Here is a 13,270-nt window from a genome sequence, read left to right as displayed (position 1 = left end):
GCGGAGGTGGTGCCGGTGGTGGCGTACGACTGTGATGTGCTCGTGATCGGCGGGGGGATCGTCGGGCTGTCGACCGCGTATGCGATCTCCCGCGCCGCGCCGGGGACCCGGGTGACCGTGCTGGAGAAGGAGGCGGGCGTCGCCCGGCATCAGACCGGGCGGAACAGCGGGGTGATCCACAGCGGGATCTACTACCGGCCCGGATCGCTGAAGGCGCGGTACGCGGTGCGGGGCGCCGCGGAGATGACCAAGTTCTGCGCGGAGTACGGCATCGCGCACGCCGTCACCGGCAAGCTGATCGTCGCCACGGAGCGGGACGAGCTGCCCCGGCTGCACGCGCTCGTGCAGCGCGGCCGGGAGAACGGCATACCGGTGCGGGAACTGGGCGGCGCCCAGATCGCGGAGTACGAACCTGAGGTGCGGGGGCTCGCGGCGATCCATGTCGGGACGACCGGGATCTGCGACTACACGGCGGTCGCCCAGCGGCTCGGGGAGGCGTCCGGGGCGGAGATCCGGTACGGCGCCGAGGTGGTGCGGATCGACCGGCGGCCCGAGCGGGGAGTGGCCGTGCTCACCGCGCGCGGGGACGTCGTACGGGGCCGGGTTCTGGTGAACTGCGCCGGGCTGTACTGCGACGGGATCGCCCGGCTGACCGGGGACGAGCCGGGGGTGCGGATCGTGCCGTTCCGGGGCGAGTACTACGAGCTGGCGCGGCCGGAGCTGGTGCGGGGACTGGTCTATCCGGTGCCCGATCCGGCGTTCCCGTTCCTAGGGGTGCATCTGACCACGGGCATCGACGGCGGGGTGCACGTGGGCCCCAACGCGGTGCCGGCGCTGGCCCGCGAGGGGTACGACTGGACCGTCGTACGGCCCCGGGAGGCGCTGGCGACGGCGGCGTGGCCCGGGGTGTGGCGGATGGGGCGCCGGCACTGGCGGTACGGGGCCGGGGAGCTGCGGCGGTCGATGTCCAAGGGGGCGTTCGTGCAGGCCGTGCGGCGGTTGTTGCCGGCGGTGCGGGAGGGGGACCTGGTGCGGGCGGAGGCGGGGGTGCGGGCGCAGGCGGTGCTGCGGGACGGCGGCCTCGTGGACGACTTCCTGATACGGGAGGGCGCCCGGGCGGTGCATGTGCTGAACGCGCCCTCACCGGCGGCGACGGCCTCGCTGCCGATCGGCCGGGAGGTGGCGCGCAGGGCCTTGGAGGTGCTGGGCACCCGGTGAACCCGGTGAGTCCGGTGCACGGCAGTAAAATCGACCCCACTGTGTCTGATTCCGTGAACACCCCCGAAGTCCCCCGGCCCGCTCCCGGCGGCGAGCACCACCCTGGCCAGTCCGTCCGCCACACCCGGGCCAAGGGGGAGCCACGCTTCCCCGACGGCCCGAGGGCCGACCCGGCCGGGTCGCACTTCGAGCGGCGGATCAGGAGCTTCCAGCCCCGGCGCAGCCGGGTGACGGCCGGGCAGGCCGACGCCCTGCAGCGGCTGTGGGCGCGCTGGGGCCTCGACATCGACGGGCACGCCGTCGACCTCGCCGAGCTGTTCGGGAACGACGGACCCGTGGTGCTGGAGATCGGGTTCGGGATGGGCGAGGCCACCGCGCAGATGGCGGCCGCCGACCCGGACACCAACCTTCTCGCCGTCGATGTGCACACCCCCGGCCAGGGCAATCTGCTCAACCTCGCCGACCAGGCCGGGATGGACAACGTCCGGGTCGCCAACGGCGACGCGATCATCCTGCTGCGGGAGATGCTGACGCCCGACTCGCTGGACGGGCTGCGCGTCTATTTCCCCGACCCCTGGCCGAAGAAGCGCCACCACAAGCGGCGCCTCATCCAGCCGGAGTTCCTCAGCCTGGCCGCGACGCGGCTGCGGCCGGGGGCGACCGTGCACTGCGCCACCGACTGGGAGCCTTACGCGGAGCAGATGCTGGACGTCCTCACCGCGCACCCCGACTTCGAGAACACGCAGGCCGACGGCGGTTTCGCGCCCCGGCCCGCGTTCCGGCCGCTGACCCGTTTCGAGGGCCAGGGGCTGGACAAGGGTCATGTGGTGAACGACCTCCTCTTCCGTCGCGTACAGCACGGCGATCGCTGACCGACAGCCCGTCCACCACAGTCCCCTCCCTCGTTAGGGTCGATGCAGTGGCCATCAGTCACCCGTTTCCGCCGTACCCACCGCATCCGGGCGGTCCCGCCGAGGACGCCGGGCGCAGGCGAGTGCACTGGTGGCGGAGGAGATCGGTCCGGTACGGGGCGCTCATCACCCTGCTCACGCTGTCGGGGCTGGTGATCCTGGCGCTGGTGCGGGAGCAGACCGGCACCGAGGGGTTCCTGGTCGGGCTGGGGCTCGCGGTGCTGCCGGTGCCGCTGCTGATAGCCGCCTTCCGCTGGCTGGACCGGGTGGAGCCCGGGCCCTGGCGGAACCTGGTGTTCGCCTTCGCCTGGGGCGCGTGCGCGGCCGCGCTGATCGCGATCGTCGCCAACAGTTTCGCCACGCGCTGGATAGCCACGGCCACCGCGGATCCGTCCGGCGCGGACACCCTCGGGGCGACGGTCATAGCGCCCGTCGTCGAGGAGTCCGCCAAGGCCGCCGCGATCCTCCTCGTGTTCCTCTTCCGCAGACGGGACTTCACGGGGCTGGTCGACGGGGTGGTCATCGCCGGGGTCACCGCCACCGGCTTCGCGTTCACCGAGAACATCCTCTACCTGGGCACCGCGTTCGGCACCGACCAGCTGAGCGGGGACAGCGGCATCGCCTCCGTCACGGCCGCGACCTTCTTCGTGCGGATCGTCATGTCGCCGTTCGCGCACCCCCTGTTCACCGTGCTGACCGGCCTCGGCTTCGGTCTGGCGGCGCGCTCCGGGCACCGCCGGCATCTGCGGCGCGTCCTGTTCCCGCTGGGCGGACTGCTTCTCGCGATGGGCATGCACGCCCTGTGGAACGGCTCCTCGACCTTCGGCGAGTTCGGGTTCTTCGCGGTGTACGCGTCGTTCATGGTGCCCGCGTTCGGGCTGCTCACCTGGCTGGTGGTGTGGACCCGTCAGCGGGAGCTGCGCACGGTCCGCGAGGAGCTGCCGGCGTACACGGCGGCCGGCTGGCTCACCCCGGCCGAGCCGTACGCGCTGGGCTCGATGCGGGCGCGGCGGCTGGCCCGCGAGTACGCCAAGCGGCATCTGGGGCGGCCGGCGGCGCGGGCGGTCGCCGAGTACGAGGCGTACGCGACCTCGCTGGCGTTTCTGCGGCACCGGGGACGGAGTGGACGGGCGGGCGACGACTTCGTCGTACGCGAGAGGGAACTGCTGAACGAGCTGTGGCGGCGCCGGGAGGTCGCCCGGCCGGCGCTGGACCACGCGGCGCGGATGACGGTGCCTGCGGCGCCCGGGCCGGTGTACGGGTACGGGAACCCGCACGGGTACGGCACCCCGCACGGGTACTACGGGTACCAGGGGTACGGGTATCCGGCGGGGCCGTATCCCGTCCAGAACCCCTATCGGTCGTAGGGGTCGTAGGGGTCGGGGCGGTTCGGCACCGCCGGAATGCGCCGTCGCGGCTGAGCGCCGTCGGGGCGGAGAAGACCGGTTACGCGGATGCCTGCGTCAGCTTGGTGATCTCCTCGTCCGTGAGCTCGACGTCCGCCACCGCCAGCAGGGGCGGCAGTTGCTCGAGGGTGCGGGCCGAGGCGATGGGGGCGACGACCGTCGGACGGGCGGCGAGCCAGGCCAGGGCGACCGTGGCGACCTCGGTGCCGTGGGCCTGGGCGATCTCGTCGAGGGCGGCGAGGACGCGGACGCCCCGATCGGTGTCGAGGTGCCTGCCGGCGCCCGCGGCTCGCGGTCCCTCCACCGTCGTACCGGGCCGGTACTTGCCGGTGAGGAAGCCGGAGGCCAGGGCGTAGTAGGGGACGGCCGCGAGGCCGGCGCGGGCCGCGAGGTCCTGCAGGCCGCCCTCGTAGGTGTCGCGGGAGACCAGGTTGTAGTGCGGCTGGAGGGCGACGTACCGGGCGAGGCCCTCGCGGTCGGAGAACTCCAGGGACTCCCGAAGGCGTTCGGGCGAGATGTTGGAGGCGGCGATGTGCCGCACCTTGCCCGCCGTCACCAGCTCGTCGAGCGCGCCGATGATCTCCTCGACCGGCACTTCGGGCTTGTCGAAGTGGGTGTAGTAGAGGTCGATGTGGTCGGTGCCGAGGCGGGTGAGGGAGGCGTCGGCGGCGGCCTTGATGTTGGCGGCGGTCAGGCCCGGGAAGTCGGGGTGCTGGCTGACCTTGGTGGCGATGACGACGTCGTCGCGGTTGCCGCGCTTGTTCACCCACCTGCCGAGGATGGTCTCGGACTCGCCGCCGCTGTTGCCGTCGACCCAGGCCGAGTAGGAGTCGGCGGTGTCGACGAAGTTGCCGCCCGCGGCGGCGTAGGCGTCCAGGACGGCGAAGGAGGCCGCCTCGTCGGCGGTCCAGCCGAAGACGTTGCCGCCGAGGGCGAGGGGGAAGACCTCGAGGTCCGAGGAGCCGAGCTTGCGCAGAGAAGTCATGTCCTACGTCAACAACGGTTTCGGAGCGGCCCATTCCGTGCGCCGTACCGAAGAAGACGAAGAACGTGTGAACAGGACCGCTCCGGGAAGGACCCCCGGCGCCCTTAGGGGTTGAGCCCCTTGCTCTGCAGCCAGGCCATCGGGTCGATGCCGTTGGCGGCGCCGTCCGGGTGGACCTCCAGGTGGAGGTGGGCGCCGGTCACGTTGCCGGTGGCGCCCACGCGGCCGATCACGTCACCGGTGGAGACCTTCTGGCCGGCGCTGACGTTGATCGAGGACTGGTGGCAGAACCACAGCTCGGTGCCGTCGTCCAGGGTGAGGATGGTGCGGTAGCCGTAGGAGCCCGCCCAGCCCGCCTCGGTGATGGTGCCGCTGTGGACGGCCTTGATGAGGGTGCCGGTGGGGGCGGCGAAGTCCAGGCCGGTGTGGTAGCCGGAGGACCAGTAGGCGCCGGCCTGACCGAAGGTCGCGGTGAGCGTGTACGAGGAGGTCGGCAGCGTGTACTGCTTGGCGAGCTCGGCGAGGCGAGTGGCCTCGGCCTTCTCCTTGGCGGCCTGCTCGGCCTTCTCCTTCGCGGCGGCGGCCTCGGCCTTGGCGGCCTTCTCGGCCTTGGCGACGGCGGCCGCCTCCGCCTTGGCCGCGGCGGCCTCGGCGGCGGCCTGGGCGCGGTCGGCGACCTGGGTCTGCTGCGACTCGGCCTGCGCCATGATCCGCTCGCGCAGCGCCTCACCGGCGTCGGCGGCGCCGCTCTGGTCGGTGGCGTCGGGGGCCTCGGAGCCGAAGCCGGCGAGGGCGGGCGCGGCGTCCTGGCCGGAGTCGTCGTCGGAGATGAAGGAGCCCACGGAGGGCAGGTCCGGCATGGAGATGGAGACCGGCGGCTTGCCGGTGTTGGCGCTGGCCATCCCGCCGGCGCTGAAGGCGGCTATGACGCCGACGCCGAGGACGGTGGAGCTGCGGGCGAACCCGCCGCCGCCGCGCTGCTTGGCGACCCGGTGCTTGCCGCGGGCCGGGGCGAGGGACTCCTCGGTGGGATTCCACTCCTCCCAGGGGCCCTCGTCGCTGCGATAGCTGCCGTAGCCGAAGGTGTCGGAATCGGAAGAGGAACGCTGGCTCGGCACGAAGGGGGCTTCGGGAGCAGGGCGGTTGGACGCCACGCGGGCGCACTCCTTTCCTTCCGTCGCCTACCGGGTTAGCTGACGGGTTCGGAGCGGGAAGGTCTCCTACGCGCGTAAACCGTTCGTGACTCTGCGAGTTCACGGCGGCTTCCGTGCGATTCACCCCAAGGTGGTGGTTCCCCGGTTCCCTTACGGGATTCGGCGCGTGCGCACGGAGCCGACTCTTGTGACGGCTGGGACGACCGCGCTGCGTTATCGAACGTTAATAGACCCGGGCGTAGCTTTCCAAGCTCTACAGCTTGATCAACAACCTTTTTTGGCCTGGACTTTCGGGCCATGACCGGTGAAAAACGGGCGAGTTGCCGGAATTCACAGCACACGCACAGCCCTGGCCCGAGGCTTTCCGGAGAACGCACCGAGGGCCGGAATCCTTGTGGATTCCGGCCCTCGGCCTTCAGTAGCGGGGACAGGATTTGAACCTGCGACCTCTGGGTTATGAGCCCAGCGAGCTACCGAGCTGCTCCACCCCGCGTCGGTGAAACCACTCTATCACCCGGTCAGGTGCAGGTTCGCCACCTTCGCTCGCTCGGCGTACTCCGGGAGTACGACGACGACGGCGCCCTCCGCCGCGAGCAGCCCGTTTCCGTCGGCGGCCGTCACGAAGGTGTCGGGCTCCTGCCAGGCGGTGACCACCCGGCGCACCCCCGCGTCGAGGATGAGACGGGCACAGGGCTTCGGGCGGGAAGCGCGGCGGGCGCAGGGTTCGAGGCTGCTGTAGACGGTGGCCGTGGCCAGGCGGGGGTCGGCCGGGTCGAGTTTGGCGAGGGCGGCCTCCTCGGCGTGGACGACCGGGTCGCCGGCCTCGCGGGAGTGGCCGCGCGCCAGTTCCGTGCCGTCCGCGGCGACGATGACCGCGCCGACGCTGAAGGCGGTCCGGGAGGGCGGGCACTCGGCGGCGAGTTCGCAGGCGAGGGCCAGCCAGTGGCGGTCGGCGGCGGAGGGGAGCGGGCCGGTGCCGGGGGCGGTGGGCTCGTAGCGCATGAGGACGACGTCCTCGATCCGCCGGGTCTCGGTCAGCCGCAGCCGTCCGCCCTGGTAGGCGCCGGGCCCGAAGAGGCGGGGCGCGTCCGGGTCGCCGACGAAGAGGGGGGCGAGGACGAGCTGGACCTCGTCGGCGAGGCCCTGCTGGAGCAGCTGGGTGTGAATGGTGCCGCCGCCCTCGACCATGAGCCGGCGTACGCCGCGCTCGTCGTGGAGGTGCTCCAGGAGGCGGCGCCAGTCCAGCTCGGGGCCGAGCGGGACGAGATCGGCGGCGATGCCGAGCGCTTGGGCCCGCCGAGCGCCCTTCTCCGTCGTGTAGACGACCTTGTCGCCGCCGGTGTGCCAGAAGTGCGCGGCCGGGTCGAGGTCGCCGGAGCCGCTGACGGTGACCTTGAGGGGGTATTCCGGTTTTCCGGCCGCCACGCGCGCGTGCCTGCGGTCGGCGGAGTTCACCAGCAGCCGGGGGTTGTCGGCTCGGATCGTGCCGGCGCCGATCAGGATCGCGTCGACCGAGGCCCGTACCTCGTCGACGCGGTCGAAGTCGGCGGGGCCGGACAGCAGCAGTCGCTCGGGGGTGGTGTCGTCCAGGTAGCCGTCGAGGGAGACGGCGGCGGACAGCAGGACGTACGGGTACGGCATCGGCGCGGCTCCCCTGGGGCGGCGGACGGGTGACGTCCGCGCGGATCGGCGGGCAGGTCTTGGTTCAAGTTTGAAACAAAACTACACTGGGCGCATGACGACCCGCTGGCTCACCCCCGAGGAGCAACGCGCCTGGCGCGCGTACGTCGCCGGCTACCTCCTCCTGGAGGACGCCATCGACCGGCAGCTCCAGCAGGAGGCCGGCATGCCCCACCTGTACTACTCCATCCTCGCGAACCTGTCCGAGTCCCCTGAGCGACGGCTGCGGATGACCGATCTCGCGGAGTCGCTGAAGATCACGCGCAGTCGGCTGACGTACGCGGTGACCCGGCTGGAGAAGGACGGGCTGCTGCGGCGCGAGGACTGCCGCTGGGACAAGCGCGGCAGTGTCGCGGTGCTGACGGAGGAGGGTATGGCGGCCCTCGAGCGGCTGGCCCCCGGCCATGTGGAGACGGTCCGCGCCGGCCTCTTCGACCGGCTCACCCCCGAGCAGGTCCGCCAGCTGGAGGAGATCTTCACGCAGGTGGTGGGCGGGTTCCAGGACGACGGCGAGGCGCTGCCGGAAGAACTGCCGTGGCGGCGGCGTTCATCCGGATGTTCCGGAAGCTCGTGAGCCGGGCCACAATCCCGTTGCTTCAAATTTAAAGCATGGGGTAGGGTCTCACCCGGCACACTGCTTCAAATCTGAAGCAGCTGCTTGTTCCGCGCACCGACCGCACTCGCACCGGGAGACCCGCATGCCCGACACCCCCGCCGCCACCCAGCGCGCCCGCGTCCGGGTTCCGCTGCGCTTCCACGACGGCTACTCCGTCGACGCCGAGCTGGTCACCTTCCACGGCCTGGCCGACGGGCAGGAGCATGTCGCCGTCGTGCTCGGCGAGCCCGCGCCCGGCACCGTCCCGCTGGTCCGGCTGCACTCCGAGTGCCTCACCGGGGACGTGTTCGGCTCCGCCCGCTGCGACTGCGGCCCGCAGCTGCGCGAGGCCGTGGAGCGCATAGCCGAGACCGGCGGCATCCTGCTCTACCTGCGCCAGGAGGGCCGCGGCATCGGCCTCTACAACAAGCTCGACGCGTACGCCCTCCAGGACCAGGGCCTGGACACCTACGAGGCGAACGCCGCCCTCGGACTGCCCGAGGACGGCCGCGACTACACCGCCGCCGCCCAGATGCTGAGCGCCCTCGGCGTCACCAGCCTGGACCTGCTCTCCAACAACCCCGACAAGGCCGAACAGCTGCGGGCGCTCGGCATCGACGTCCACGACCGGGTCCCGACCGGCGTGTTCACCACCCCGCACAACGTCCGCTACCTGCGCGCGAAGGTCCTGCAGACCCAGCACACGCTGCCGCTGGCCCAGCTCAGCGCCGGCTGAACAGGACGCCGCCGCCCCCGCCCTGCCCGCGCCCTGCCAGCGCCCTGCCTCAGCGCCGGCCGAACGGGCCGTCCAGGGCGGCCCACTGGAGCAGCATGATGGTCTTCGCGTCGGCGATCGCGCCCGAGCGGACCATGCCGAGGGCCTCCTTGAACGGCAGTTCCACGACCGCGATGTCCTCGCCCTCGGCCGCCACACCCGCCCTGTCGGCGCCGGGGGCCGAGCCGTCGTAGGGGGCGGCGAAGAAGCCGAGGCGCTCGGTGACCGAACCGGGACTCATGAAGGCGTCGAACACGTGCTCCACCTCGTGGACGGTACGTCCCGTCTCCTCGACGGCCTCTCGGCGGATCGCCGCCTTCGGGTCGTCGCCGTCCAGCAGCCCCGCCGCGGTCTCCAGGAGCATGCCGTCGGGATGGCCGTTGACGTAGGCGGGCAGCCGGAACTGACGGGTCAGCAGGACCGTTTCCCGTAGGGGGTCGTAGAGCAGGATCGTCGCGCCGTCGCCCCGGTCGTAGGTCTCCCGCCGCTCCCGGCTCCAGTGGCCGTCGTGGTGCCGGTAGTCGAAGGTGGTGCGGCGCAGGACCGCCCAGTCGCAGGCGAGGACCTCGACGTCGAGGATGCGGACGCGCGGGTTGCCGGTCAGATCGCGGCCGTGGAGGTGCAGGCCCGTGCGGCCGCGGGGGTCGGGGGTGTCGATGCCGGCCGTCATGAGCGGGTGCCGGAGGGGGTGTTGGGGGGCGGGGGTGTCATGGGGGCTGGGCTCCTCGGGGGTGGGGTCGGGGTGGTGTCGGGGTCGTAGGGGTCGTACGGGGTCGTGGAAGCCGTACGGGGTCGTACGGGTCGTACGGGTCGTACGGGTCACGCCTCTGGCGGGGGATCTCGCGCGTGCCCGTACGGAGGCTCGCGTGACCCGCGCGGAGGGTCCAGGATCCTCGATCAGCCAAGATGCGCCGCCCCTTCCCTGCCCACAGGATGGGAAGGGAATCGACTTCCCCGGACAGCTTCCCCGGACAGCTGGAGAAGACGGTGAACGCTGAACAACTCCCGCCGTCGTGGCTCTTTCCCCCGGTTCAGCCCCAGGGGCCGCGCACAGCGGTCACCGACCGCGCGCCCACGCTCACGGCCGACGCCACGGAGGAGGCCTGCGACTGCGGCTTCCTGCGCGGGATCATCGAGGGCACCTCCGCTCCCGTGATCATCCTTGACACCCATCTGCGCTATCTCTACGTCAATCCCGCCTGGTCCCAGGCCACCGGTGTCCCCGCCACCGCGTTCGTGGGCCGCAAGTTCGGCGAGGTGCTGCCGGAGGTCCAGGTGCCCGACGACGTCCTGATCGAGGTGCTCGCGGACGGGCGGTCCCGGGAGGTGACGCTGACCACCGACCTCGACCCCGCCCCGGGCGGACGCCGGCTGTGGCGGGCCGTGGTCCACCGACTCGAGTCGCACGGGCAGGTCATCGGGGTGTGCGCCATCGGCGTGGAGGTCAGCAATCTGCGCCAGTACATGGACGACCTGGAGGACGCCCACCAGCGGCTCGCCCTGCTGGACGCCGCGACCGTCCGTGTCGGCACCACTCTGGACATGGCGACCACCTGCGGCGAACTCGCCGACTTCCTCGCCCCGTCCCTGGCCGACGTGGCCGCCGTGGCCATCATCGACGACGAGCCCCAGGACGGGCCTCCGCTGCGCCCCGGCGTACTGCGGCTGAGGAAGATGCAGCTGGCGGCGCCGCCGGAGCTGAAGTGGCACCTGCGTGAACTGTCCGGCCCCGGCCCCTACGTCGATTTCCCGCGCGGCTCCCTCGTCCGCCGCTGCATGGACAGCGGACGCCCGTGGCGCGGCAACATGGCCTCCGACGAACTGTTCCGGAAGCTCGTCGCGGAACCGGACCACGTCAAGGTCATCCGTGCGGCCGGCATCCACTCGGTGCTCGTCGCCCCGCTGCGCACCACGGGCCGCTCCGTCGGGGTCGTCATCCTGATGCGGGCCGGGGACTCCGCCCCCTTCACCGACGACGACATGCTCACCGCCCAGGGAGTGGCCGGCCGTGCGGCCGTCTCCATCGACAGCGCCCGCCGCTACACCCACGACCACACCATGACCCTGGAACTCCAGCGCGCGCTGCTCTCCGAGCCCGACAGCGTCAACTCCAGTGTGGAGGTGGCCACCCGGTATCTGCCCTCCGGCCGCAGCGCCCTCGTCGGCGGGGACTGGTACGACTCCATCGCCCTGCCGTGCGACCGCACCCTGCTCGTCATGGGCGATGTGATGGGACACGGCTTCAAGGCGGCCGTCGCCATGAGCCAGTACCGCTCCGTCCTGCGCACGGTCGCCACGTCCTGTCTGCCCGTCGACGCCATACTCGCCGAGGCCGACCGGCGGGCCGCCCGCCTCGGTCTCGACCGGGTCGCCACCTGTCTCCTCGTCCTCGTGGACCCCGAGACCGACACCTGCACCGCGGCCACGGCCGGCCATCTGCCACCCGTCCTCGTCCGCCCGGACGGCGACGCGAAGGTGCTGAGCCTGCCGGCCGGTCCCCCGATCGGTACGGAACTCGGCGACTACGAGGTGACAACGTTCTCCTTCGGGCCCGGAGACGTGCTCCTCCTCTACACCGACGGCCTCGTGGAACAGCGCGGGGTGGACATCGACGACGGCATGCGCGCCCTCACCGAGATGGGTCTGTCGGCCGACGGCCCGCTGGAGCAGCTGCTCGACACCCTGCTCACCCAGCTGACCAACGGCAGGTTCGAGGACGATATCGCGCTGCTGGCGGCCCGCCGACGGGCGTGAAAACGCCGCGGCGCCCGATCCGGCCGAAGCCGAACCGGGCGCCGCACAGCAGATCGGAGGCGATATCCCCCGACCACCGTCCGTAGGCCCTGTGGGACTCGAACCCACAACCAATGGATTAAAAGTCCACTGCTCTGCCAATTGAGCTAAGGGCCCAGGCGATGTTGCCTCCCCGAGCATAGCCGGACCCGGCCGCGTCTCCGATCGGGTATTGGCGACGCGGCCGCGTCGAGCGGTCGGAAGCGGTGAAGATCGGCCCGTTACGGGGTCTTCGCCGCCCTTGCCGCCTCCCGTGCGACGGTCCGTTCATGGTCGGGGTTGAGGAACCACTTCCGCGCCGAAGCCAGCCACCACGCGCCCGCGAAGCCGAGGACGACGAGGACGGCGACCGGGGCGTAGTTGAAGTTCTCCCAGGTGACGGGGGCGACCTGCGGCAGCATGAACAGCACCGTGATCACCACGACCCACGCCACCGACACCACGCCGATCGCGCGCGACCAGCGGCCCAGATGCCACGGACCCCGCTCGAAGTCCTCGCCCTTGCGGACCCGCAGCAGCGTCGGGATGACATAGGCGATGTAGAGGCCGATCACGGCGATGGAGGTCACCGCCGCGTAGGCCGTGAGGTTGATCAGATACGGCAGGCCGAGGACCAGCGCGCCGCCGGCCGCCAGCCAGACCGCCGCCACCGGGGTCCGGGTGCGCGGGCTGACCGTGTGCCAGACATGCGACCAGGGCAGCGCGCCGTCCCTCGAAAAGGCGTAGATCATACGGCTGTTGGCGGTCACCGAGGCCATCCCGCAGAACAGCTGGGCGCCGATCACCACCAGGAGCAGCAGCTTGCCCGCCGTGGCGCCGAGGGCGTCGAGGAGGATCTGGGCGGGCGGTGCGCCGGTCGGGGAGTTGCGGGCGCCGTCGTAGGACTGGATGGCGAAGGTGAAGCCGAGCAGCAGGACGAAGCCGGCGATCCAGGAGGTCCAGATCGACTGGACGATGCCCTTGGGGCCGGCCGTGGAGGCGTCGTGCGTCTCCTCGGTCATATGGGCGGAGGCGTCGTAGCCGGTGAAGGTGTACTGGGCCATGAGGAGGCCGAGCAGCACCACGTAGAAGCCGCTCCCCCAGCCCGTGTGGTTGACGAACTCCCCGAACACGAAGGACGCGGACTGGTGGTGGTCCGGTACGAAGGCCAGGGCGCCGACGATCACCGCTACGCCGATGACGTGCCACCACACGCTCACGCTGTTCAGCAGTGCGACGATCCGCACGCCGAAGGTGTTCAGCAGACCGTGCAGGAGCAGGATCGCGGCGAACAGCACGACCGTGCGGCCGGGCGTCACCTCGAAGTCGAACTGGAGGTTGAGGTACGCCCCGAGGAAGGACGCCGCACCGAAGTCGATGCCCGCGGTGACGGCGACCTGGCCCAGCACGTTGAACCAGCCCGTGAACCACGCCCACGCGGCGGCCGTACGGGGCGGGGCGAGGCGGTGGGCCCAGAAGTACAGGCCCGCGGAGGTCGGGTACGCCGAGCAGATCTCGGCCATCGACAGGCCCACGAAGAGGGTCATGAGGCCCACGGCCACCCAGCCCCAGGTGATCACCGCGGGGCCGCCGGTGTTCATCCCGAAGAGGTAGAGGGTCAGACAGCCGGAGAGGACCGAGATGATCGTGAAGGAGACCGCGTAGTTGGAGAACGCCGACATGCGGCGGGCGAGAACCTGCGTGTAACCGAGCTGGGCCAGCCGCTCCTCGTCCGAGAGGCCGCTCCCTGTGCCTTCATCTGTCATGCCCCCAG

The 13,270-nt window shown here is 71.5% G+C and carries 11 protein-coding genes, 2 tRNA genes and 1 riboswitch; of the genes, 6 read left to right on the top strand and 7 right to left on the bottom strand.

All coding sequences use genetic code 11. The features are described 5' to 3' along the window. The first annotated feature begins 9 nt into the window (after nt 1-9). The 3 genes from lhgO (at nt 10) to ABZ464_RS30070 (ending at nt 3,496) form a co-directional block, all read left to right on the top strand. Complete coding sequence (gene lhgO, locus ABZ464_RS30080) at nt 10-1,218, top strand: L-2-hydroxyglutarate oxidase (RefSeq protein ID WP_359281767.1); 1,209 nt, start codon at nt 10-12, stop codon at nt 1,216-1,218. Between the two features lie 41 nt (nt 1,219-1,259). Further along, nucleotides 1,260-2,090: a tRNA (guanosine(46)-N7)-methyltransferase TrmB gene (gene trmB / locus ABZ464_RS30075; RefSeq protein ID WP_359281724.1), complete on the top strand. Its 831-nt coding sequence runs from the start codon at nt 1,260-1,262 to the stop codon at nt 2,088-2,090. A 122-nt stretch (nt 2,091-2,212) separates the two neighbouring features. Further along, complete coding sequence (locus ABZ464_RS30070; RefSeq protein ID WP_359281765.1) at nt 2,213-3,496, top strand: PrsW family intramembrane metalloprotease; 1,284 nt, start codon at nt 2,213-2,215, stop codon at nt 3,494-3,496. A 79-nt stretch (nt 3,497-3,575) separates the two neighbouring features. On the opposite strand, the gene ABZ464_RS30065 is transcribed toward ABZ464_RS30070, so the two are convergent. The 4 genes from ABZ464_RS30065 to ABZ464_RS30050 form a co-directional block, all read right to left on the bottom strand. Beyond that, nucleotides 3,576-4,520, bottom strand: a complete 945-nt coding sequence (locus tag ABZ464_RS30065) for an aldo/keto reductase (protein ID WP_359281722.1) — start codon at nt 4,518-4,520, stop codon at nt 3,576-3,578. 104 nt (nt 4,521-4,624) lie between these two features. Further along, nucleotides 4,625-5,674, bottom strand: a complete 1,050-nt coding sequence (locus ABZ464_RS30060) for a M23 family metallopeptidase (protein ID WP_359281719.1) — start codon at nt 5,672-5,674, stop codon at nt 4,625-4,627. 7 nt (nt 5,675-5,681) lie between these two features. Beyond that, a riboswitch (cyclic di-AMP (ydaO/yuaA leader) is annotated at nt 5,682-5,849 on the bottom strand. Nucleotides 5,850-6,093: 244 nt separating this feature from the next. Continuing rightward, nucleotides 6,094-6,167 (bottom strand) — tRNA-Met (locus ABZ464_RS30055). Between the two features lie 17 nt (nt 6,168-6,184). Next, nucleotides 6,185-7,315 (bottom strand): dihydrofolate reductase family protein, encoded by a 1,131-nt coding sequence (locus ABZ464_RS30050; protein ID WP_359281717.1) that lies wholly within the window; start codon nt 7,313-7,315, stop codon nt 6,185-6,187. 94 nt (nt 7,316-7,409) lie between these two features. On the opposite strand from ABZ464_RS30050, the gene ABZ464_RS30045 reads away from it, so the two are divergent. Both ABZ464_RS30045 and ribA read left to right on the top strand, forming a co-directional pair. Next, complete coding sequence (locus tag ABZ464_RS30045) at nt 7,410-7,928, top strand: MarR family transcriptional regulator (protein ID WP_359281715.1); 519 nt, start codon at nt 7,410-7,412, stop codon at nt 7,926-7,928. 124 nt (nt 7,929-8,052) lie between these two features. Next, nucleotides 8,053-8,685, top strand: coding sequence for a GTP cyclohydrolase II (gene ribA / locus ABZ464_RS30040; protein ID WP_359281712.1), 633 nt, complete (start codon nt 8,053-8,055; stop codon nt 8,683-8,685). Nucleotides 8,686-8,734: 49 nt separating this feature from the next. Here the strand turns inward: ribA and ABZ464_RS30035 are convergent, their stop codons facing one another. Further along, nucleotides 8,735-9,394, bottom strand: a complete 660-nt coding sequence (locus ABZ464_RS30035; RefSeq protein ID WP_359281762.1) for an NUDIX domain-containing protein — start codon at nt 9,392-9,394, stop codon at nt 8,735-8,737. Nucleotides 9,395-9,711: 317 nt separating this feature from the next. On the opposite strand from ABZ464_RS30035, the gene ABZ464_RS30030 reads away from it, so the two are divergent. After that, entirely contained in the window at nt 9,712-11,478 is a 1,767-nt protein-coding gene (locus tag ABZ464_RS30030) for a SpoIIE family protein phosphatase (RefSeq protein WP_359281710.1), read from the top strand. An 83-nt stretch (nt 11,479-11,561) separates the two neighbouring features. Here the strand turns inward: ABZ464_RS30030 and ABZ464_RS30025 are convergent. Both ABZ464_RS30025 and ABZ464_RS30020 read right to left on the bottom strand, forming a co-directional pair. Then, nucleotides 11,562-11,634: transfer RNA gene (locus ABZ464_RS30025), tRNA-Lys, on the bottom strand. Nucleotides 11,635-11,738: 104 nt separating this feature from the next. Continuing rightward, the gene (locus ABZ464_RS30020; RefSeq protein WP_359281708.1) at nt 11,739-13,262 is read right to left on the bottom strand and encodes an amino acid permease; all 1,524 of its coding nucleotides are present in this window, start codon (nt 13,260-13,262) and stop codon (nt 11,739-11,741) included. Between the last annotated feature and the right edge of the window lie 8 nt (nt 13,263-13,270).

The organism is Streptomyces sp. NPDC005820, assembly GCF_040630255.1.
GTDB lineage: Bacteria > Actinomycetota > Actinomycetes > Streptomycetales > Streptomycetaceae > Streptomyces.
The sequence above is the reverse complement of the archived record's forward strand: the minus strand, read 5'-3'. Positions and strand labels throughout refer to the sequence as shown.

What these genes read in the sequence shown, in the direction of transcription:
- ABZ464_RS30065 (WP_359281722.1), bottom strand. Translation starts at nt 4,520, where the DNA reads ATGACTTCTCTGCGCAAGCTCGGCTCCTCGGACCTCGAGGTCTTCCCC.
- ABZ464_RS30050 (WP_359281717.1), bottom strand. Translation starts at nt 7,315, where the DNA reads ATGCCGTACCCGTACGTCCTGCTGTCCGCCGCCGTCTCCCTCGACGGC.
- ABZ464_RS30045 (WP_359281715.1), top strand. Translation starts at nt 7,410, where the DNA reads ATGACGACCCGCTGGCTCACCCCCGAGGAGCAACGCGCCTGGCGCGCG.
- ribA (WP_359281712.1), top strand. Translation starts at nt 8,053, where the DNA reads ATGCCCGACACCCCCGCCGCCACCCAGCGCGCCCGCGTCCGGGTTCCG.
- ABZ464_RS30035 (WP_359281762.1), bottom strand. Translation starts at nt 9,394, where the DNA reads ATGACGGCCGGCATCGACACCCCCGACCCCCGCGGCCGCACGGGCCTG.
- ABZ464_RS30020 (WP_359281708.1), bottom strand. Translation starts at nt 13,262, where the DNA reads ATGACAGATGAAGGCACAGGGAGCGGCCTCTCGGACGAGGAGCGGCTG.